Source organism: Microvirga sp. GN3 (genome assembly GCF_055792825.1).
Map to the genome: position 1 here is coordinate 41,654 of NZ_JBVVAK010000002.1, position 20,708 is coordinate 62,361.

Genomic DNA, 20,708 nt, shown 5'->3' on the forward strand with positions numbered 1-20,708 from the left:
GGCTCAGACCCCCGCCTGCTGACGCTGACGACGCAGATGCGGTGGCATCTCGGCATAGACACCGTCGAACATCTCGCGCGCGGACGGCTTCGCACCGGCATGGAGCGTGCCATAGCTCTCGGCCTCCTTCTGCGCCGCGATCACCGTATCAAGGATCTCGGCCTCCGCCTGCTTGTGCCGCTCCTCCGACCATGTACCGCGCAGGATGAGATGGTTTTTCAGGCGAATGATGGGATCGCCGAGCGGCCAGGCGTCGGACTCGGTTTTCGGTCGATAGGCCGACGGATCGTCGGAAGTCGAATGGGCACCGACTCGATAGGTGACGTATTCGACGAGCGTCGGACCGAGATTGCGCCGCGCCCGCTCGGCTGCCCACTTCGCGACCGCATAGACGGCGAGATAGTCATTGCCGTCGACCCGCAGCGAGGGAATGCCGAAGCCCAATCCGCGGGCGGCAAACGTTCCGGCCCCGCCCCGTGCGATGCCCTGGAACGTGGAGATCGCCCATTGATTATTGACGATGTTGAGAATGACCGGCGCCTTGTAGGTTGATGCAAAAACAAGCGCCGCATGGAAATCCGATTCCGCCGTCGATCCGTCGCCGATCCAGGCTGCCGCGATCTTGGTATCGTTCCGGATGGCCGAGGCCATCGCCCAGCCCACCGCCTGGACATATTGCGTGGCAAGGTTGCCCGAGATCGTGAAGAAACCATGCTCCTTGGAAGAGTACATGACGGGAAGCTGGCGGCCCTTCAACGGATCGCGGGAATTCGAATAGACCTGACACATCATGTCGACCATCGAATAGCCGCCGGCGATCAGGAGGCCGGCCTGCCGGTAGGTCGGAAAGTTCATGTCGCCCGGCTGCAATGCTTTGCGAAAGGCGGAGCTGATGGCCTCTTCGCCCAGGTGCTGCATGTAGAAGGAGGTCTTGCCTTGTCGCTGCGCGATCAGCATGCGTGCATCGAAGGTGCGCAGCGTCATCATATTGCGCATGCCCTCGACAAGTTCCTCATCGCTCAACAATCCGGCCCACGGTCCGACCGCCTCGCCCGCCCGGTTGAGAACGCGGATGATGGAGAAAGCGAGATCGCGGATGGATTCCGGATCCACATCGACATCCGGACGGGGAACGGCGCCGGCTTTGGGTATTTTTACATTCGAGAAATCGGGCGTTCCCCCCGGTCGGACGGCCGGTTCGGGAACATGAAGGGTCAACGGTCCATAATCGGTCATGGTCTTTCGTTCTCCTCCCGAGAGAACTAGGAACGAAACACCATTCGGCCATAGGCTGAGCCGTTTCTAAAGGGCGTAAAGCCAGTTATCGACAGGTTCCGACAACCGGCGTAGCGGCTTCAAGGTTTTACAGACGCCAGAACCTCACCCGCCGTGATTTCAGGTTCTCCCTGAATCAGATCGGCCAAACTGGCGCGGATCCAGGACAAAGCCTTCTCGTTCGCCGCAAGCGCAGCCTCACGGCTGTCGAACAGAGTGACGGAGCCACCAACGCCGTTGCCGCAATCGAAGACATGATAACCCTGGAATCCCGGAGATTGCCGCAGGATCTGGCCGAGTCCGCTCTCGGCCCGCCGTGCCGCCTCAGGCACGGAGCGCATATTGCTGAATTTTCGAATGACGACATACATGGATGCCTCCACCTGCTGCAGACGAACGCAACCCCCAAGCAACGTTAGAACGACCACAAGCGTGCGCGAACCGGGATCCGAAACGACTGACGCCGCGACCCCGCCTCCGTCGGGCGTGCAACGACTATCTCGATCGCCCGCGGGGAGAGATCATGTCATCCCGTTCGGAATAGAGCCGGTAGAGCTCGAAGGCTGCCATGGCCACAATGCAGAGTCCGATAACCACATGGGTCCAGCGCGCGGAGAGCACATTCTCGAACCAGAGGAGCCAGGGTGCCCCTGCGATCCAGAGACCTGCCATCACATTGAGCCACTCCTCCCAGTCATGCGTCCGGATCAACGCCAGGAGTGCCAGCAGGACCACGATTCCTCCACTGAGCCTGGCATTCAAGGCCGCCCAGGTCTCCTGACTGAAGCCGAGAAGCCATGGGGAGAGAAACAGGATGCCGCCGAGCACGGCATTAGTGAGATTGACGGTCATGTCGGTACGGTTGTTGATCATGCTCCATGCCCTCCTCTTCCATTGGGCATTATTACAACCCCCGTGGCACCGTCATGCGCCATTCCCTAATGGGCCATCAGGACCGGTATGCCCGCATGGGTGATGATGTGGCTCGTGGCCCCGCCGAAAATCATCTGCCGCAAACGGCTCTGGGTATAGGCTCCCTTGACGAGCAGATCTGCATGGGACGAGGCCGCCTCTTCCAGGATGGCTTCGCCCGGGGAGCGCGTGTTCAGCCTGCGTGCCGCGGTCTCGGCTCGGATGCCGTTTCGCTGCAGGCGAAGAGTGAGTTCCGCACCGGTCGGCCCGTCAACGCCCCACCCCTCCAACGACAAAACGATGACCCGACTGGCCTTCTCCAGAATGGGCATCGCTAGCGCCACAGTCCGGGCCGTTTCCGTGCTGCCGTTCCAGGCAATCACGACGGTCTCGCCGATCGATGCCGGCGAGGATGGAGGGACCATCAGCACAGGCCGCCCGCCTTCGAACAGAGCGGCCTCGAGAGTCGCCAATCGCGGCGGCTCATCGCGCGATCCGGGACGGCCGAGCACGATCAGGTCAAAGACCCGGCCGAAGCTGCCGATATAGCTGTCACCGAACAATTGCTGGCCGAGCCATCCGCAGGAAACCTCGTCCGGCGCTTCGGTCTTTCGCGGCACCGCGCAGGAGAGCATGAATTCCTCGAAGAGCTGCCGCGACCGCTCCACGAGTTCACGCTGCTCCTTTTCGCTCAAAATGGTCCAGCCGACCGGAACATCGAAGGCGATGACATCGGGAATGTCGGGACCGAGCGCCAAGCCCTCCACATGGCTCCCGAACCGGCCCGCAACCAGAAGGGCCGCGTCCAGAACCGAGCGGATGAAGCTATGCTGCTCAACCGGAACCAGAATGGCCTTCATGGCAAACACCTCGGTCAGCCTGCTAGCCGCTACTTAGAGCTTTATTATACTCCCGGTTCCGCCGTTCGACATACGATTCTTTTCATGGTTCGTTTGTCGCCGTCCGGCCACGGGTGTATCATACGCCACAGTACCGGCAGACCCGCGAGACCTCGGTTCTCGGTGGATGAAGCCACTCCCCATAAAGCCGAGGCCATCGTGAGCTGGGGGAGAATGACCATGAAAGCAGCTCTTATCTTTGCAGGTAGCGGGCCGATCGTCATCCTGACATCCTATCCGTCGCTTTCGGATCCGGGCCTGCTGCAGGCCCTCAAGGAGCATGGCGTCGGCAAGTTCATTGCCTATGAACTGCCGCTCGAGACCGTAGCAGCCCGATATGGCGGCCATTTCCAGGTCGTGATGAACGATGCCAGCGACAGCGACGACTTACGGGTCCTCGACGTCAATGGCGACCGCGCCTTCCGGCTCTTCCGGTTTTCTGAACTCGGCCCGCCGTTGATGTACGACGAAGGTCGTCTGGTGGAGAGGTCGGAGGCGGCAGCCTGAAGGACGGACCACACCGGATTTCAGACATGCACGTTGCCAAAGGCCAGTTCGCCCTCACCCTTCGGCTTGCGCAGCGTGGCATATAGAATCCAGCCATAGAAGATCGTCAGCGCAACAATGACAGCCCATCCAGGGATGGGGCCGACAGAAGCATTCTCGACCCACTCTCCGAGCGACGTGACGAGGTGAGCCTCGACGGCATTCTCCTGCATCCTGATGAAGGTTGTCTTTATTATCCAGGCGAGCAGCAGGATCAGAAACATCCAACAATAATTGCGCCGCAAACGACGCGTGAGGGCCTGGCTGGTGCTCGTCAGGAACAAGGGTTGCCTGAGATCCTCTCCCAGCTTTTGAATCCACTCGTCCGTTATCCCCTCCTCCGGGGCGAAAATCTGGGCGAAGTAATTGCGTTCCATCCGGCGCACGCGATTGCGGTAGACGTCGAAGAAACGATACCGACGCGCCTCGATCACCAGCAGCAGCAGAACCAGGACCATGGCGAAGATCAGCACACCATGGTGAGCGGTCGGCGTGGAGAGCGAGACCGACAGCATGGCAGCCACAACTGTGATAGCCCAGTTGGTCGTCCTGTCGATCCGATCACGCCACCCCGCCATGCGGGCGATCTCGGCGCGATGATAATGCGCCATGACGTTGATGAACTCAGTTGGCGTGCTAGGGAAGACCGGCGCCTTGATAGGCGGGCGCAGGGTCTGCACGATGCCTTGGTCGTTCTTCGGCAGCATAGCATTGCTCCCTCAGCCCCAACGGCATGTGAACATGACCGGCCAGCTCTGAAGGCTCGTCCTATTTAAGGTCTTACCGGGACAAACTGATTATAGCAGAAAGATGTCGTTCGAAGTTCCACGATGTGTGGAACGAACTGCCAAATCGCTGACTTTCAAACGAGGCACTTATCCAGGGTGCTTTCCTGCTCCAGCCAAGCTGGAACAGGCAGATTTTTGGAGCGCAGGAAATCCGGATTGAACAGCTTCGATTGATAGCGCGTGCCGTAATCGCACAGCACGGTCACGATCGTGTGGCCGGGCCCGAGATGCTGCGCAAGACGGATCGCGCCGGCCACATTGATGCCGGAAGAGCCACCCAGGCACAGACCTTCCTGCTCCAGCAGTTCGAAGACGAGCGGGATCCCCTCCTCGTCCGGGATCTGGAAGGCTACGTCGGGCTCGAATCCTTCTAGATTCTTGGTGATCCGGCCCTGGCCGATGCCCTCCGTGATCGATGATCCCTCGGCCTTCAGCTCACCTCGCGTATAATAGCTGTAAAGGGCAGCTCCCATCGGATCGGCGAGGCCGATGACAACCTTCGGATTACGCTCCTTGAGGGCGAGGCCGACCCCGGCCAGCGTGCCCCCTGTCCCGACCGCACATACGAAGCCATCCACCCGGCCATTCGTCTGAGCCCATATCTCCGGCCCAGTGGTCACGACGTGCCCGTCACGATTGGCGACATTATCGAACTGATTGGCCCAAATGGCTCCGTTCGCCTCGCTTTTCGCCAAGCTTTCGGCAATCCGGCCCGAGACCTTCACGTAATTGTTGGGATTCGCATATGGCACGGCCGGGACTTCGATGAGCTCCGCACCGCAGAGGTGCAGCATATCCTTCTTTTCCTGCGTCTGCGTTTCGGGGATGACGATGACCGTGCGGTATCCTAGCGCATTCCCGACCAGCGCCAGACCGATCCCCGTATTGCCGGCAGTCCCCTCGACGATCACACCTCCAGGTCGCAGAAGGCCCCGCTTCTCCGCATCCTGGATGATGAACAGGGCCGCTCGGTCCTTCACCGACTGGCCCGGATTCATGAACTCGGCCTTGCCGAGGATGGTGCACCCCGTCACTTCGGACGCGCGCTGAAGGCGGATCATCGGTGTGTTGCCGATCGCGTCGACGATTCCATGATGAATGGACATGTGTGGCCCTCCCGCTTCCGTATATGCGCTGCGGCGTCAGTCCCAAACGGCATAGGGCAGCGCATCGAGCGGTATCCTGAGATAACGTGTTCCATTGCTCTCCGGCACCGGTAATCGTCCACCCGCCACGTTCACCTGCAAGGCATGCAGGATCAGCTTTGGCATCGGCAGCTTGGCATCCCGTGCCTGACGCATCGCAACGAACTCATCCTCGGTGCGAGCTTGAACAAGGTGGATGTTCTCGGCCTTCTGGCTGGCAACGGTACTCTCCCAGGCTGGTGGCCTCCCGCCCGGCATGTAATCGTGACCTGAGAATAGCCGAGTATCGCTCGGAAGAGAGAGAATGCGCTGAATGGTGCGCCACAGAGCTCTCGCATCCCCGCCGGGAAAGTCACATCGAGCCGTGCCGAAATCTGGCATGAAGAGCGTGTCGTGAATGAAGGCGGCGTCTCCGACGACATAGGTGATGGATGCAAGGGTATGGCCTGGGGAGAAGAGGACCCGGACGTCCATGTCTCCGATCTGGAAGTCATCGCCATCGGCAAACAGGCAATCCCATTGCGATCCATCCGCCTGGACATCCGGAAGGTTATAAATCTCCTTCCAGAGCCGCTGAACCTCGACGATGCGTTCGCCGATGGCAGTCTTCGCACCTGTCTTGTCCTTCAGATAGCCGGATGCGGAGAAATGGTCGGCATGGGGATGCGTGTCAAGGATCCACTCGACCATCAAGCCCTGCTCCTTAACACGGACGAGCATGGCGTCGGCCGATGTCGTCGCGACCGAGCCCGATTTCTCGTCATAGTCGAGAACCGGATCGAGGAGAGCGCAGCGTCCGGTAGCAGGATCGGCGACGATATACTGGACGCTGCAGGTTCGTCTGTCGAAAAACGCGTCGACCTGTGGCCGGGCCGTGGAGCGCTCGGGCGCCGGTTGAGGGAAAGACGCTGTGCTCATCGCTTCTACTCCTTCAACCGCAAACACACGAAACCGCTACGATCCTTCGAACCGTCATGCAGGCGGTTTGGAACACGGATATCCGCCAATAGATCTGGCCCCTGTCAAGCGCCAGGGTACGGCACGATCCGGATATAGGGCTTTGGAGCTTTCCAGCCCTGAGGATAAATCTTCTTGGCCTCTTCGTCCGAGACCGAGCCCGCGATGATCACGTCCTCGCCCTGCTTCCAGTTCGCCGGTGTCGCGACCCGATGTTTGGCTGTCAATTGCAGGGAGTCGATGACGCGCAGCACCTCGTCGAAATTGCGACCTGTGGTCATCGGATAAACGAGAACCAACTTGATCTTCTTGTCAGGCCCAATGACGAAGACGTTACGCACGGTCTGGTTGTCCGCGGGCGTCCTGCCTTCCGAAGTGCCGCTGGTGCTGGCTGGCAGCATGCCGTAGAGCTTGGAAATCGTAAGATTGGAGTCGCCGATCATCGGGAAGTTGGGTGCGGCGCCTTGAGTTTCTCTGATGTCCTCGGCCCATCGCGCGTGATTGTCCACGGGGTCGACGCTGAGCCCGATGACCTTCACATTGCGTCGATCGAACTCCGGCTTAATCTTGGCCATGTATCCCAGTTCGGTCGTGCAGACCGGGGTGAAGTCCTTGGGGTGGGAGAAAAGCACGCACCAGGAATCGCCGATCCAATCGTGGAGGCGAATGCGTCCTTCGGTCGTCTCGGCTTCGAAATCCGGCGCGACATCGCCAATCTGGAGTGTCATGAAAACCTCCTGCTACAAGCGCGCCCCTCGCCGGCTGACATTTATATACCGCGGAGAGGCAACGGTGAAGTAGCGCTTGGCAAAGGACAAAATGCGCGTCGGCGGTAATTCTTGAGGCTCCAGAACAATGCTCCAAATTGCTGAGCCGACGTTTCCTTCCCTCTCATGCCTGCACAAAGACTTCGGCGTGCTCGACCGAGAACCGCTCCAATTCCTCCACGACTGCCTCGAGATGAGCTTCCATTGCCCTACGGGCAGCCTGAACATCTTGAGCTTCAAGAGCCCGAAAGATTTCCCGGTGCTCGGCGAGGGTTACGACATGACGCCGGGGAGAAGAGAGAAGACGGCGCACACGGTCGATATTGGAGCGCGAAGCTTCGATCACCGCGGCCACACGGGGCAACTCCAATCCTTCAACCAGGATTGTATGGAATTCCAGATCCAGGGCGTGGAAACCAGAGCGATCTCCTCTTGAGACCGCCTCCTGCTGTGCTTCCAGGTTGCTGCGAAGTGCCTCGATGGCCATGGGAGCAAGGTGCTTTGCCGCAGTCTCAGCCACCACGCCTTCCAGGGCCTGACGGATCAGCATCGATTCCCTGATTTCCGAGAGGCGGATGCGCGCGGCGCGGGAGCCGCGCTGGGGCAGGATTTCGACGAGGCCCTCCGCCGCGAGCCGCGACAAGGCTTCAGAAACCGGGAAGCGGGACACGCCGAGCGCCGTGCAGACAGCCGCTTTATCGATGAACTCGCCAGGAGCAAAATCGAGAGCCACGATGGCAGCTCTCAGCGACCGCTCCACCTGCTCGGTCGTGTGCCCGCGCGCTCCCCGCTCGAGGGGAGCAAGGAATTCATATCTTTTTCTCTTGTCGATCGCGTCCATTTGCCTAACATGTTAGCCGAACCGGTGGGCGAACGCCACTAGGCCTACCGGGGTCTATGCGAGCAGAACGCTCGTAGAAACTGAGAATCCGGCCGCAGAGCCAAGGCCTTGGGAGGAATGTTGATATGATACGCTGTTCACGCCGTTTGCTGCTCGGACTTTCTGCGGCGGCCGCCCTTGTTCTACCGGCGCTTCCGGCCCAAGCGCAAACGAAGCTCAAATGGGCGCACGTTTACGAGACCTCCGAGCCGTTCCATACCCAATCCGTCTGGGCCGCGCAGGAAATCGCCAAGCGAACCAACAATCGCTACCAGATCGACGTCTATCCGGCATCTCAGCTCGGCAAGGAGAGCGACATCAATCAGGGGCTGTCCCTGGGCACGGTCGACATGATCATCTCAGGGCCGAGCTTCGCAGCCCGCAGCTACCCACCGATCGGGATTGGCTATTACCCCTACATCTTCCGCGATGCGGCCCATCTGCTCGCCTTCGCCAAGAGCGATGTCTTCAAGGATCTCAGCGCGGGCTATACCGAGAAGACTGGACACCAGATGGTCGCCCTCACCTATTACGGCATCCGGCACAGCTCGACGAACAAGCCCTTCAAGACCTGCGCCGAGATGAAGGGTCTCAAGATCCGCGTTCCCGACGCCCCGGCATATCTGGCCATGCCGCGCTCCTGCGGTGCCAACACCTCGCCGATCGCCTTCGCCGAAGTCTATTTGGCGCTCCAGAACGGCACCGTCGATGCGCAGGAAAACCCGCTGACCACGATCGAGGCCAAGAAGTTCTACGAGGTCCAGAAGAACATCGTCCTCACCGGCCACATCGTCGATCATCTTGCGACGATCATCTCGAAGCAGCTCTGGGCCAAGCTCTCGGATGAGGACAAGAAGATCTTCGGCGCTGTTGCTCAGGAGGCCGCCACCCGCGCCTCGGCTGAAATCCAGGCGAAGGAGAAGGAACTTGTCGAGGTCTTCAAGCAGAAGGGGCTGACGATTTCCGAGGTCAACAAGGACGAGTTCAAGGATGCCGTGATGAAGAATGTTTCCCTGGAATCGCTCGGTTATCGCAAGGCCGACTATGAAAAGATCCAGGCTTTGAAAGCGGAAGGTCTCTAAGCCCAACGAGCGGGCCGCCCCCGGGGCGGCCCGCATGCTGTCTGCGGCGGGAGCGCCGTGTGCCTGCCGCTCAGGACCATCCTTCCGGATGCGCGTCCCAAGGTTCAAGGGTAACCGACATTGAATATGAAGACTGAAGTCCACACCCAGGTCAGCGCGGAGGAACTGGCGCAGACCTTCGACGAAAGCGAACACGCTCCTGTCGATCTCTCCGAGTACGCCTTTGAGGACTGGCTTTCCCTGGCTCTATTCTGGGCGATGGCACTGGCGGTTTTCGTCCAGTTCTTCTCTCGCTACGTGCTGAACGACTCCTTCGCATGGACCGAAGAGATCGCGACCAACCTCAACGTCGCCCTGGTCTTCGTCGGCTCCGCCATGTGCGTGCGCATGAGCCGGCACATTCAGGTCGATTTTCTCTACCGCTACCTCTCGCCCGGTCTCGGGCGCGCGCTGGCAACGTTCATCGACTTCGTTCGCATTGCCTTTTTCGCCTATGGGGCCGTTCTCATCTGGCGTTTCATGAGCATTGTCGGCGATGAAATGATGACCACTGTCGAGTTGCCGAAGAATCTCAGCTACGGATTTGTCTTCATCGGCTTCGTCCTGATGTGCTTCCGCTCCGTTCAGGTCGCGATCGCCAACTGGCAGCGCGGATATTCCGTGCTCGAGCGCCCTGAAGCTTTCGATGCACCCTTACCGGCAGAAACCTGATGCTCATCCTGATTGGCTCCTTTCTTGTCTTGATGATCCTCGGCCTGCCGGTGGCCATCTCGATGGCAGTCGCCTCCCTGCTCTACATCCTCGCCAGCGGCACGGTGCCCGATGTGATCGTGGCGCAACGCATGATTGCCGGTGTCGAGAGTTTCCCGCTTCTTGCCGTCCCATTCTTCATTCTCGCCGGAAATCTGATGAACATCGCCGGCGTGACCGGCCGCATCTACTCGTTCGCCGTCGCCCTCGTCGGCTGGATGAAGGGCGGCCTCGGCCAAGTGAACATCGTCGGCTCGGTGATCTTTTCGGGCATGTCCGGAACGGCCATCGCCGATGCCGCTGGCCTCGGGACGATCGAGATCAAGGCGATGAAGGACCATGGCTACTCGACCGAGTTCGCCGTGGGCGTGACAGCCGCATCCGCAACGCTGGGACCGATCATTCCGCCTTCGCTTCCCTTCGTCATCTATGGGATGATGGCCAATGTCTCCATCGGGGCCCTCTTCCTGGGAGGCCTCATCCCCGGCATCGTGATGACGCTCCTGATGATGGGGACCGTGGCCTATTTTGCCTATAAGAACGGCTGGGGGGCGGATACTCCCTTCTCATGGAATCAGCTTGGCAACGCCACCATTGAAGTTGTCATCGTCCTGGCATTTCCCGTCGCCGTTTGGCTGATGATCCAGGCAGGTCTTTCACCGAACGTCGCCATCGGTATCGCACTGGCTGTACTTCTCGCCCTCGACTGGTACTTCGACTTCTCGGCCGTGATGGCGCTGATGGCGCCCGTCATCCTGATCGGCGGCATGACGCTCGGCCTCTTTACACCGACCGAAGCCGCGGTCGCGGCCGTCATCTGGTCGCTGTTCTTGGGCCTCGTTCGTTATCGCTCCATGACGTTCAGGAGTCTCGCCAAGGCGACCTTCGACACTATCGAGACGACCGCATCGGTTCTCTTTATCGTGACCGCGGCGTCGATCTTCGCGTGGCTTCTCACGGTCAGCCAAGCAGCGCAGATCCTCTCAGACGCGATCCTCGGCTTCACACAGAACAAGTGGGTGTTCCTGCTGCTGGCAAACATTCTCATTCTGTTCGTCGGCTGCTTCATCGACACCATCGCGGCCATCACCATCCTGGTACCGATCCTCCTGCCGATCGTGCTGAAGCTTGGCATCGACCCGATCCATTTCGGGCTCATCATGACGCTGAACTTGATGATCGGACTGCTTCATCCGCCTCTCGGCATGGTGCTCTTCGTCCTGGCGAGAGTGTCCAAGCTTTCCGTCGAGCGCACCACGGTGGCGATCCTCCCTTGGCTCGTGCCCTTGATGCTTGCGCTGATTGCAATCACCTACATTCCGGAACTGACACTTTGGCTCCCGCAGAAGATGGGATTGGGACGGTAATGAGCCGTTCGACAGCCATCAATAGATTTATGAGACACCCATGAGCACGCCTCGTACCATCCGCCTCTCGCCCGATGACAACGTAGTCATCGCCATCGACCTCGTGAACCAGGGCACCGGTGCCGCAGGCCTAACGGCCCGAGAGCGCATTCTGCGCGGCCACAAGATGGCGGCAGAGACGATCCGGGAGGGAGAGCCGATCCGTAAGTTCGGCCAGATCATCGGCTTTGCCAAGACCCATATTGCACCTGGCGAATGGGTGCATGAGCACAACGTCGGTCTGCATGACTTCGAGCGTGATTACGCCTTCTGCGTCGATGCAAAGGACGATGATCTTCTCCCAGCTGAAATGCGCGCGACCTTCCAGGGGTATCGCCGTGCCTCCGGGCGGACGGGCACCCGCAACTACATCGGCATCCTGACATCGGTGAACTGCTCGGCGTCGGTCGCACGCTTCGCGGCAACGGAAGTGGAGCGTTCCGGAGTTCTGCGGGATTACCCGGGGATCGACGGCGTCGTCGCCATCGTCCACGGCACGGGCTGCGGTCATGCAGCCTATGGTGAAGGATTCAATATCCTGCGCCGCACCCAATGGGGCTATGCGAGCCACCCGAACTTCGCCGGCGTGATTATGGTCGGTCTCGGCTGCGAGGTGTTCCAGATCGGTCGGATGAAGCAGGAATACGGCCTAACGGAAAGCGAGACGTTCCGTACGCTTACCATTCAGGAAACGGGCGGCACGAAACGCACCGTGCAGGCCATCGTCGATGCGGTGAAGGACATGCTGCCGATTGCCGCCAAGGCTCAGCGCGAGACCCGTCCTGCATCGGAACTCGTGCTCGCTCTCCAATGCGGCGGCTCCGACGGCTACTCCGCGCTGACCGCCAACCCGGCACTCGGTGTCGCCTCCGATCTTCTGGTACGTCATGGCGGAACGTCGATCCTGTCCGAGACGCCCGAGATCTACGGAGCAGAACACCTGCTCACCCGGCGCGCCGCCACCAGGGAAATCGGTGAGAAACTCGTTTCGCGGATCAGATGGTGGGAGGATTACACGGCCCGCAACGGCGGCGAGATGAACAACAATCCGTCTCCTGGCAACAAGGCAGGCGGTCTGACGACGATTCTCGAGAAATCGTTAGGCGCGGCGGCGAAGGGCGGACGCTCCACGCTCCGTGCCGTCTACGAATATGCTGAGCCGGTGAAGGACTATGGTTTCGTCTACATGGATACGCCGGGCTACGACCCCGTCGCCGCGACGGGCCAAGTAGCCGGCGGTGCGAACCTGATCGCCTTTACCACCGGACGCGGCTCGGCTTTCGGCTGCAAGCCCGTACCGTCCCTGAAGCTCGCGACAAACTCCGATATCTATCGCCGCATGCTGGACGATATGGACACCAATTGCGGCGATATCCTCGACGGCGTTTCCCTTGAGGCGAAGGGCCAGGAGATCTTCGAGATCCTGCTGCGCGTCGCATCCGGGGAACATACGAAGTCGGAAGAACTCGGCTACGGCGATCTCGAGTTCGTTCCCTGGCAGGTTGGCGCGACTATGTGATTGTGCCTCGAGAGCGTCGATATTTTATTCCACAAGGAACTTGGGTACAGGCTTACGCGATAAACTACATTAGATGTTTGGTTTCGACATTTGGTGGAGCGGGTTGAGCCTGAAGCGTTAAGGCTCGGTCATCCAGATCTTGCAGACGTACTCGAAAGGGGTGAGACCGCGCAGGGTCTTGAGCTGGCAGACAAATTGTAAGTGGTCAGGAAGTCATCCAAGTGGCCCCGCAGCTACTCATGAGTGTCGTGGGAGTAGCGCCTGACGGTCGCATCCTTGAGGATCAGCGGATTCTAATCTGAAGTGCGTAAGCCGCTTCCCCTTGCTGCTGGTCGTCCTCCTGAATGTCGTGGCTCTCGCCTGGGTGGCTTTGTATCTTCTCGATCTGAGCTCGATGCCGCAGGAGCTCAACTGGCAACTCAAGGGGCACGCTTTTGGCCTAGTGAATAGACCAGCCAAGGTGCGAGGACGATCCAACCGATACTCATTCCATGGATAATACGCAATTTGCCGCGCTCTGCGGACGATCTTCCCATGCGGGATTGAAGCTGGTAAAACACCGACCAATAAAAACTTCGCCTAGGGGTATGAATGAAAGCCTATGACCATCCTGAGAAGGCTAAGCATGAGCTGGCGAAGCAGCGAAGCCTGGAAGCCATCGACGCCCGGCTAATGCGTCATGAGAAAGTTACCCGGATCATCCTAGTACTGGTCGTGATCTTGGCCGGGCTATCGCTTGCCTTGTTGGTTACTCAAATCATTAACCATTCAAATTAATCGCAGAATAACTGCGCCGGGGGCATGATGAACTTCCATCCGCATGATCTGAAATTTGCACGCCTGTGCAACGAGGTGCTTGACCAGCCGCTCACAGAGGCCGAGCGCGAAGCTATGATGATGGCCGCCGCCCAGAAGGTGGAGGAGTTGTTCGACATCCTGCGCATTGACCATACCAACGATCACAACACCCGCGAGACGCCGCAACGGGTGGCCAAAATGTTCGTTGATGAGCTTTTGGAAGGTCGCTATACCGCGCCGCCCACGATCACCGAGTTCGACAATGCGCAGGCCTATGATCAGCTCATCGTCACGGGGCCACTTGAGCTGCGCTCCATGTGCGCGCATCACATGATGCCGATCTATGGCGCCGCTTACATAGGCATCCTGCCAGCTGCTGATGGCAGGATCATTGGCCTGTCCAAGTACGATCGAATTGTGGAGTACTTTGCCTCGCGTTTGCAGATCCAGGAGGAGTTGGTCAAGCAGATTGGCCAGTACATCATGGATATGACCGCGCCCCGCGGGTTAGCGGTGCGCATCAGCGCCGTGCACATGTGCAAGACCCAGCGCGGCGTGCGCGCCAGCCACCGCAGCCGCATGGTCAACACCTACTACTGGGGCGAAATGACAGAGAAAGTTGCCCTCAAGAGTGAGTTCCTGCAGGAATGCACCGCCCTCGACCGAGCCGGAGCCGCGTAGACCTGCCGCACCCAAGCGGCTCAGCCTGTCCCACTCCCTTGAGGTCTTTGGATCATGCGCTCGCCTTGGGATCGCATCCGTCACGCCATCAGCTTTGAACTCGGCGGCCTTGCTCTGGTGTCCCCGCTCGGCGCGTGGGCCTTTGACCTGCCGGTGGCAGAGATCACCGTGGTCAGGATGGCCAGTGCCCTCATCGCAACCCTGTGGACGTACGCCTATAATTTAGCTTTCGATACCATCCTGCAGCGTCTGAGCGGCGGGGCTGGGAAGAGCATCCCCATGCGCGTCTTGCAGGCTGTCATGTTTGAGGCTGGGCTCTTGGCCATGCTGACGCCTCTCATGGCGTGGTATCTCGGCATAAGCCTTCTCCATGCCTTCCTCATGGATGTCGCGTTCGCCTTGGTCTACGTGCTCTACGCATTCGTGTTTAACTGGGCCTACGATTGTGTGTTTGGGGCATCGACGTGGCAGGGGCCGGCAAGCTCAAAGCCGAGTTCCCCAACGAATGCGCCACGTTGGATTGCAGGATGGATGAAGGGCAAGCCTGCCTGAGGTAGCATGACCGAGGTCACGCCATCTGACGCGCCTTGACAATGCGCTAGGCTGCGAGGCTGGCTTTGCTCGCAGCTTCACCACGATAGATGCAGCCTTCCGTCGAGCCGGGCATGCCGCGCTTGAGCTCGACCTCTTCGAGGTTGGGAAACCGAGCCGTCACGAGTCTCCAGATATAGGGGGTGACGTTCTCGAGCGAGGCGATGCCGATCTCAGGGTTGAGATCGAGATTGCCGTGATCGAGGCCCGATCCGTGCTCGCCCTTGATTTCCTTGATGTAGTTCTCGACGTTGTAGAGATTGACCGGCCAGCCATAGATCTCGTCGACGGCTCCACCGAACGTGAGTTTGACGATGAAGGTGTGTCCATGCAGCCCGGAATAGGGAGCCACCGAGTGCGCGGCTTCGAACGTAAACTCGCAATAGGTCTTCATCGATCTTGCCCCAGGCAACCTGTTTTCGTTTTGACCGGCTTGGAAGGATGCTCCCGTGTCCCCAACCAAAGTCCAGTAATCTGTATTTTGTTTGGCCAAAATTTCCTATCATGGCCTGCGCCACCGAGCAAAGTAAGGGAAATCCCTGATCCGCTCGTCACGTTCCATACTGCGCCTTCCACGAAATTTGCATGTAGCGACAAGGAAACGCCCCGGCCAAGGGGAATCGCGATCCCTCAGCCAGGGCGTCCTCCACGCTTGGGGGCAATGGAGCGCGGTCGGGCTGATACGCAACGCGCCCGGTGCCCGCATCCTGGAATGGTCAAGGTAAATTTTCCGTAACCGCAGGCGCATCCCATACTGGAGGTTATGCGACCATGGTGCATGACCATCGCAAGTTCACGCACATAGGATTTGGGCGGCCTATGGGCGAACCTCGTTGGCCAGCTCTTCTAGGTGCTGGGCTGCCTCGAACAGGTGAAACTTGGCTTCGAGGAGCGAAACCTGCTCGGCAAGGATACGGATCGTCTCAGCCTGCTGGCGATACTCGGCCGCCTTGTCGGGGCGGTCGCATTCATGTCTCATGCCTCCGATGGGGTTCCTCGCCTACAACGGTTAAAAGAGGTCGTGGTTCGCTGTTTGATCAAGGGCCTTCTGTGAAGTTAGAGGACTCGGTAGCCCCGCCACCGCTTGAGTTGCGCGAGCCCCTCGAGCGCCTTGCCCCCGTCAGCGTGGATCTCCACCAGCTCCTGCCGCTTGGTGCCAATCCTTCCCCAGTTGCGCACCAGGCGCGCGATCCCAAACCGATCCCGCTCAATCGTCAGACTGTGATAGCGCCAGATACCTCACTCCAAGTCGATCTTATGCAGTACAAGAGGATGCTTAACGGGCGTGCGCTGTTCGTCAGGCACTAGAACTCGTTCGTGGATTTTGCTCTGGCCTAGGGAACGACTGTTAACCATACGTTAACCATGGCAATGCGATGATCTCTGTGTTGATCCGATCCCTGGATCAACACTCTCCCATAAGCGAACGGGGCGCGGATGTACCGCCTCGCTTCGCTTTGGGATGCAGGGTCCAAGCTCACGGCCACCCAGATCCGGCACGAAAACTGGACGCAGCGGATCTCAACTTCTTCTCAAGTGTCGGTGCCGTCATCCAAGCCATTGGAAAAGCAGATCGAACGCGGGCTAAGATCGCCCCCGTCCTTAGCTGAATACGTAAAAGGCTGCCCCAAGCGCTGCTATCGCTCCAACGAATGCATAAGGATACCAAGCGGGAAACGGCTTGTCGTGACCGTTGTAGCTCAAGGCAAATTCTCCCGAATGAAGAAAGGGCTTCCACCCCTGGTCACGCAAAATGGTATTTTCGTGAAATCTGTTTGAAGATTATTGCTGGCTGCACTCTAATCCCCAAGCCTTTCAAGAAGTCTCATCGCAATCGCAGGCTGCACAAATATATTAGCAAGCCCAGTGGAATTGCTTTGAAGATCTTCTAAAGAGGCTAATTTCATACTGATCTCAGTGCGGTAGCTCCCCTTTTAGAATATCTCTGATTTTCTCTCATCCCCTCATCTGAATCCTTGCATGTATCTCATCATGGCTGCCCACCAGGGATCTTCTGGTCTTGAGCATTCGGGTAATCTGCCGAAGTCACAACGGCTGTCAGATACGCCTCATCTTTTATGTGAATTCCTCTTTGGAGAGACTTGAGACGGCGGTTAACAAATGCTTAATGTTAAGCTTAATTGACTTCCTGACCCAAGGTCGGCTCCATGGCTCTCAGCACCGCCACCGACAATCGCCGGCAAGCCAGGCGCTTTTCGACACACCATCCGGCAAAGATTGTCTTGGGTCCCGAGGCAATGATTTCCTGCACGGTCAAGGACATCTCGATAGGCGGGGCGAGGATTGCGGTGAAGCCGGGCATGGATCTGCCCGAAACCTTCGAGCTGTTCATCGCAGCTCACGACCTACAGGCCCGCCGGGTGCGGGTGTGTTGGCGCGACGCTGGTTTTGCAGGTGTAGCCTTCGGCTCCGAAGAGAACTGTACAGCACCTGCCGTGCATGCGCCCCAATTGTCCCCGTTTGAGGTTTGCCTCGAACAGGCTGCAATGCCAGCCCATATTACTGCAGCCCCGGCACGTAAGCAGCTCAAACTCTATCGCACCACTGTTTGATCGAACCGATCATCCCATCAATCTGTTCACAGCGCCCTCCCGGCAATTCATGGGGGGCAATCCGCGAGCCCGTGCATCGGATCAAAAGCAGCGGAGCTGCGTCCCAATTCCGATGGCACTATCGGCGGAGTTGATCAGGCGGTGAGAGGCAATGGCAGAGAAGATTGCAGCGTGGCACGCCACCCCGCACGACGCATGATTGTGATTGCGCGGCAGATCCGGGCACCCGCCCAGCCGACTGCTGAAATGTGCCCCTACGCATCAGCTCCTTCATCAGCCAAGTCAGGCCTCGGGGCAAGCCACCGTTCCTCAGCCTCGGTACGCTCGTCCCCTGCTTGCTGATAGGCCACTATTACGGCTTCCTCAGTATGACCATGCGACGAGACCCGCTCGCCTTGAGCCTGTCTCCTCAGGCTGAAGGTCTCCAAGGTAGCATTCCTGGTAGGCGAGTGCAGCTTGTCCCGAGGGCATCGCGCGATCCCCTCGCCGTCAGGCGTGAGAGCCTTCCGGTTTAACATGCGTAGAAGACCGCAGAATCTTGGGCTGTAGCATGGTAAGCTGCCAGTATGGAGATTGATTTCGACAAGATCGATGAGGCGGTTCTCGCCCTGATGTGGCTGACGCTGCACGATGAGTGCCGGGCTTGGAAGGGCTTTGATTGGACGGTGACCGATCGGCTCTACCAGAAGGGTTTCATCTGCGATCCGGCCAACAAGGCCAAGTCCGTCGTGCTCACCGATGAAGGGCTACAGAAGGCTGAGGAACTGTTCAAGGCACTATTTACGCGCTAGCCCTGAACATACGGCAGATTCCTGTTCCTGCAGAGTCTCCAGTGCCATGACAATAGCTCCATCAAGGCGCTGGGCTGAATACTTGCAACCGCGCCGTTTAACGTGCGAGTTGGATACTGGTAACATGAGGCCATGTGGCGGCAGAGCGATCACGAGCAGCTAGGCACGTACGGGCCGAGAGGCGATGACGATGGAGCGCTCATTCAGCGCCGCCATGCGCGGCCGATGAGACGGCGCTCATAAGGGCGGGACAATGGTGACACGAAGGGATCGTCTCAATGACTTCATCACGAATGGAGATCCGGCCCCCGATGATCCGGTGCAAGTGTTGTGCGAGGATCATGTCGGCACCTACATGATCCCGTTTCCCTGCCTCCGTAGCGATGGGGCATGGCGAAACCAGGCAACGGGCGAGATTATTGCCGGAAAGGTTATTGGTTGGCGACCATTTAAGCCGAACAGCCGACGCGCAGCCCCAGGGCTTTGTTCCTGAATCCCAGCCCTTACACCAGGCGGACGGAACCTCGTTATTGCCCACCCGACCGATCTGGCCCCATAGATTCGACGGCGCCTTGGCGGAAGGCGGAGCCGCAGACGCGACTGGACGTTTCGGCGTGAAGCTGTAAAGAACTCGTGCCGACAAAGGGCAGAGGGACCGCTTTCCATCTGCGATGAAGTGGCCACTCCCGATCTTTTGTGGAGCAGAACCAGAGGGATCTTCAAGGGAGTGATAGAACGCGTTGAGCTGCGCCGCCATCACAGCACGAACGATGTTCAACGCGGCACCATACTTCTTAAGGGACGTCTATGACGTGCAACATTCTTTTTCTGCACCAGAACTTTCCGGGTCAGTACAAGCTTCTCTCGCGTGAACTCGGCAGCCACGACGGATTCAAGGCCGTTGCGCTCGGTCAGAAGTCCCCGTTCGGTGTCAATTTTGGCCCCGTGAGCTACGAGGGCTATCAGTCAGGCCCTGATCACTCGTCTGATCTCTTCCCTCCCCTCACCTTCTTTTCGGAGCAGGTCCGCCGGGGTGATATGGTTCGCGGGCGGTTACAGGACCTGAAGCGCCGCGGCTTCACGCCGGATGTGTGCTTTGCCCATCCCGGATGGGGTGAGGCGCTGTTCGTCAAAGAGGTATTCCCGGAGACGAAGCTGATCTCCTATCTCGAATATTACTACCGCAGCCAAGGCAGTGATCTGGATTTTGACCGCGAGTTCCAGTCGCCATCGGTGGATATGCAGTATGTCTCGCTGCGCAATCTGCCCACTCTGCAGGCGGCCGCATTGTCTGACGCTCTCGTGTCGCCGACCCGGTGGCAAGCCGGATCGTTTCCACCTCCCCTGTCAGAGCGGATCAACGTCATTCATGAAGGGATCGATACAGATGTGGCCAAGCCGGGACCGGCTCGTCCGTTGGCGGTTTCGCGTGGCACGATCCAGCCTGGGCAGACCCTGATCACCTATTCAGTTCGCTCTCTGGAACCGTACCGCGGCTTTCATTCGTTCATCCGCGCTCTTCCTCACCTTCAGGCGCTGCTGCCTGAGGCACACGTGGCGATCGTGGGGAAGGAGCCGACAAGCTATGGGCGCAGTCCCAGCCAAGGCCGGACCTGGAAGCAGGTAATGGTGGAGGAGGTCGGGTCACAGGTTGACTGGGAGCGTGTCCATTTTCTTGGAACGCTTCCCTATGACGGACTGATCAATCTGTTTCGTCTGTCGACGGTCCACGTCTATCTGACCTACCCATTTATTCTGTCCTGGTCTCTGTTGGACGCTATGGCCAGCGGCTGCGCCATTGTTGGATCGAGCACAGGTCCGGTCTTGGAAGTGATTCAGGATGGACACAACGGCGTTCTGGCAGAGTTTTTTGATGTGCAGGCGCTGGCCGAACGCATTGCCTTTGTGGCGAGCGACCGCGACTTACGCCAGCAGCTGTCGCAGAACGCACGCCAGACGGTGCTTGAGCGCTATGACTTCAAGACAGTCTGCTGGCCAGCCTACGAGCGCCTGATGAATGAGGCGCTCGCGCTGTAATGCAAAAGGCGCCAAGATGGCGCCTTCTTCCAGTCTTACCGAGTCTTGGCGCCTGCGGCGGGCGCTTCACCGCCTTCGGACGGAGCGCGATTGCCTTTGACGGCATCCAAGCAATCGGCATAGGCGTCCAAAAGCCACTCGCGGTCAAAGACAACGCCTGTCTCGCGCGCCTGCGCCTGTTCGAGCTGTGCAAGGTAGCGCAGGAGCGCGAAGGCCACGACCTCCGGGCTATCCCCCTGCAAGTTCACCGGACGGCCGCTCGCTTCACCACGCGACTGATCGGCCGCTTGTCCCATACGCCCCGTTGCCAT

Annotated in this window: 24 protein-coding genes; 11 read left to right on the forward strand and 13 right to left on the reverse strand. The window is 59.0% G+C overall.

Translation table 11 applies throughout. The features are described 5' to 3' along the window. Window positions 1-3: 3 nt before the first annotated feature. From ACS5Q1_RS01205 to ACS5Q1_RS01220, 4 genes are all read right to left on the reverse strand, one after another. Window positions 4-1,236 carry a thiamine pyrophosphate-dependent enzyme gene (locus ACS5Q1_RS01205; RefSeq protein WP_473096482.1) on the reverse strand — a complete coding sequence of 411 codons (1,233 nt, stop codon included), beginning with the start codon at window positions 1,234-1,236 and terminating at the stop codon, window positions 4-6. A 119-nt stretch (window positions 1,237-1,355) separates the two neighbouring features. After that, window positions 1,356-1,646 (reverse strand): hypothetical protein, encoded by a 291-nt coding sequence (locus ACS5Q1_RS01210; protein WP_473096483.1) that lies wholly within the window; start codon window positions 1,644-1,646, stop codon window positions 1,356-1,358. 124 nt (window positions 1,647-1,770) lie between these two features. Then, a complete protein-coding gene (locus tag ACS5Q1_RS01215; protein WP_473096484.1) occupies window positions 1,771-2,148 on the reverse strand; it encodes an SPW repeat protein in 378 nt (125 codons plus the stop codon). Between the two features lie 65 nt (window positions 2,149-2,213). Then, window positions 2,214-3,047: a universal stress protein gene (locus ACS5Q1_RS01220; protein ID WP_473096485.1), complete on the reverse strand. Its 834-nt coding sequence runs from the start codon at window positions 3,045-3,047 to the stop codon at window positions 2,214-2,216. Between the two features lie 219 nt (window positions 3,048-3,266). Between ACS5Q1_RS01220 and ACS5Q1_RS01225 the strand changes: the two genes are divergently transcribed. Continuing rightward, window positions 3,267-3,593 carry a cytosolic protein gene (locus tag ACS5Q1_RS01225; protein WP_203442445.1) on the forward strand — a complete coding sequence of 109 codons (327 nt, stop codon included), beginning with the start codon at window positions 3,267-3,269 and terminating at the stop codon, window positions 3,591-3,593. A gap of 20 nt (window positions 3,594-3,613) precedes the next feature. Here ACS5Q1_RS01225 and ACS5Q1_RS01230 read toward each other — a convergent pair whose 3' ends face one another. From ACS5Q1_RS01230 to ACS5Q1_RS01250, 5 genes are all read right to left on the reverse strand, one after another. Continuing rightward, complete coding sequence (locus ACS5Q1_RS01230) at window positions 3,614-4,339, reverse strand: DUF2270 domain-containing protein (RefSeq protein ID WP_473096486.1); 726 nt, start codon at window positions 4,337-4,339, stop codon at window positions 3,614-3,616. Between the two features lie 155 nt (window positions 4,340-4,494). Further along, window positions 4,495-5,526, reverse strand: a complete 1,032-nt coding sequence (locus ACS5Q1_RS01235; protein ID WP_473096487.1) for a cysteine synthase A — start codon at window positions 5,524-5,526, stop codon at window positions 4,495-4,497. 36 nt (window positions 5,527-5,562) lie between these two features. After that, entirely contained in the window at window positions 5,563-6,483 is a 921-nt protein-coding gene (locus ACS5Q1_RS01240) for an MBL fold metallo-hydrolase (protein ID WP_473096488.1), read from the reverse strand. 104 nt (window positions 6,484-6,587) lie between these two features. Continuing rightward, window positions 6,588-7,250: a peroxiredoxin gene (locus ACS5Q1_RS01245; protein ID WP_473096489.1), complete on the reverse strand. Its 663-nt coding sequence runs from the start codon at window positions 7,248-7,250 to the stop codon at window positions 6,588-6,590. 163 nt (window positions 7,251-7,413) lie between these two features. Beyond that, entirely contained in the window at window positions 7,414-8,130 is a 717-nt protein-coding gene (locus ACS5Q1_RS01250; RefSeq protein ID WP_473096490.1) for a GntR family transcriptional regulator, read from the reverse strand. 125 nt (window positions 8,131-8,255) lie between these two features. Here ACS5Q1_RS01250 and ACS5Q1_RS01255 point away from each other — a divergent pair, with 125 nt between their 5' ends. The 7 genes from ACS5Q1_RS01255 (at window position 8,256) to ACS5Q1_RS01285 (ending at window position 14,957) form a co-directional block, all read left to right on the forward strand. Further along, on the forward strand, window positions 8,256-9,251 hold the full coding sequence (locus ACS5Q1_RS01255) for a sialic acid TRAP transporter substrate-binding protein SiaP (protein WP_473096491.1): 996 nt from the start codon (window positions 8,256-8,258) through the stop codon (window positions 9,249-9,251). Window positions 9,252-9,377: 126 nt separating this feature from the next. Then, a complete protein-coding gene (locus ACS5Q1_RS01260; protein WP_203442438.1) occupies window positions 9,378-9,962 on the forward strand; it encodes a TRAP transporter small permease in 585 nt (194 codons plus the stop codon). Continuing rightward, window positions 9,962-11,368: a TRAP transporter large permease gene (locus tag ACS5Q1_RS01265; protein WP_473096492.1), complete on the forward strand. Its 1,407-nt coding sequence runs from the start codon at window positions 9,962-9,964 to the stop codon at window positions 11,366-11,368. Before ACS5Q1_RS01260 ends, ACS5Q1_RS01265 begins: the two co-directional genes overlap by 1 nt. A gap of 40 nt (window positions 11,369-11,408) precedes the next feature. Continuing rightward, window positions 11,409-12,926, forward strand: a complete 1,518-nt coding sequence (locus tag ACS5Q1_RS01270) for a UxaA family hydrolase (RefSeq protein ID WP_473096493.1) — start codon at window positions 11,409-11,411, stop codon at window positions 12,924-12,926. A gap of 591 nt (window positions 12,927-13,517) precedes the next feature. Beyond that, window positions 13,518-13,703 (forward strand): hypothetical protein, encoded by a 186-nt coding sequence (locus tag ACS5Q1_RS01275; protein WP_473096494.1) that lies wholly within the window; start codon window positions 13,518-13,520, stop codon window positions 13,701-13,703. Between the two features lie 24 nt (window positions 13,704-13,727). Continuing rightward, the gene (folE, locus tag ACS5Q1_RS01280; RefSeq protein WP_473096495.1) at window positions 13,728-14,405 is read left to right on the forward strand and encodes a GTP cyclohydrolase I; all 678 of its coding nucleotides are present in this window, start codon (window positions 13,728-13,730) and stop codon (window positions 14,403-14,405) included. A gap of 54 nt (window positions 14,406-14,459) precedes the next feature. After that, window positions 14,460-14,957, forward strand: coding sequence for a PACE efflux transporter (locus tag ACS5Q1_RS01285; RefSeq protein ID WP_473096496.1), 498 nt, complete (start codon window positions 14,460-14,462; stop codon window positions 14,955-14,957). Between the two features lie 46 nt (window positions 14,958-15,003). Here ACS5Q1_RS01285 and ACS5Q1_RS01290 read toward each other — a convergent pair whose 3' ends face one another. The 3 genes from ACS5Q1_RS01290 to ACS5Q1_RS01300 all read right to left on the reverse strand — a co-directional run bounded on the left by ACS5Q1_RS01290 (window position 15,004) and on the right by ACS5Q1_RS01300 (window position 16,232). Then, window positions 15,004-15,390, reverse strand: coding sequence for a 6-carboxytetrahydropterin synthase (locus ACS5Q1_RS01290; RefSeq protein WP_473096497.1), 387 nt, complete (start codon window positions 15,388-15,390; stop codon window positions 15,004-15,006). Window positions 15,391-15,813: 423 nt separating this feature from the next. Then, entirely contained in the window at window positions 15,814-15,975 is a 162-nt protein-coding gene (locus ACS5Q1_RS01295; protein WP_473096498.1) for a hypothetical protein, read from the reverse strand. A 77-nt stretch (window positions 15,976-16,052) separates the two neighbouring features. Next, window positions 16,053-16,232 (reverse strand): WGR domain-containing protein, encoded by a 180-nt coding sequence (locus ACS5Q1_RS01300; RefSeq protein ID WP_473096635.1) that lies wholly within the window; start codon window positions 16,230-16,232, stop codon window positions 16,053-16,055. A gap of 932 nt (window positions 16,233-17,164) precedes the next feature. On the opposite strand from ACS5Q1_RS01300, the gene ACS5Q1_RS01305 reads away from it, so the two are divergent. From ACS5Q1_RS01305 to ACS5Q1_RS01315, 3 genes are all read left to right on the forward strand, one after another. After that, window positions 17,165-17,569, forward strand: a complete 405-nt coding sequence (locus ACS5Q1_RS01305; protein WP_473096499.1) for a PilZ domain-containing protein — start codon at window positions 17,165-17,167, stop codon at window positions 17,567-17,569. A gap of 566 nt (window positions 17,570-18,135) precedes the next feature. After that, window positions 18,136-18,360 (forward strand): DUF6429 family protein, encoded by a 225-nt coding sequence (locus tag ACS5Q1_RS01310; RefSeq protein ID WP_473096500.1) that lies wholly within the window; start codon window positions 18,136-18,138, stop codon window positions 18,358-18,360. An 807-nt stretch (window positions 18,361-19,167) separates the two neighbouring features. Next, complete coding sequence (locus tag ACS5Q1_RS01315) at window positions 19,168-20,397, forward strand: glycosyltransferase (RefSeq protein WP_473096501.1); 1,230 nt, start codon at window positions 19,168-19,170, stop codon at window positions 20,395-20,397. A 35-nt stretch (window positions 20,398-20,432) separates the two neighbouring features. Here ACS5Q1_RS01315 and ACS5Q1_RS01320 read toward each other — a convergent pair whose 3' ends face one another. Then, window positions 20,433-20,708 (reverse strand): hypothetical protein, encoded by a 276-nt coding sequence (locus ACS5Q1_RS01320; protein WP_203447695.1) that lies wholly within the window; start codon window positions 20,706-20,708, stop codon window positions 20,433-20,435.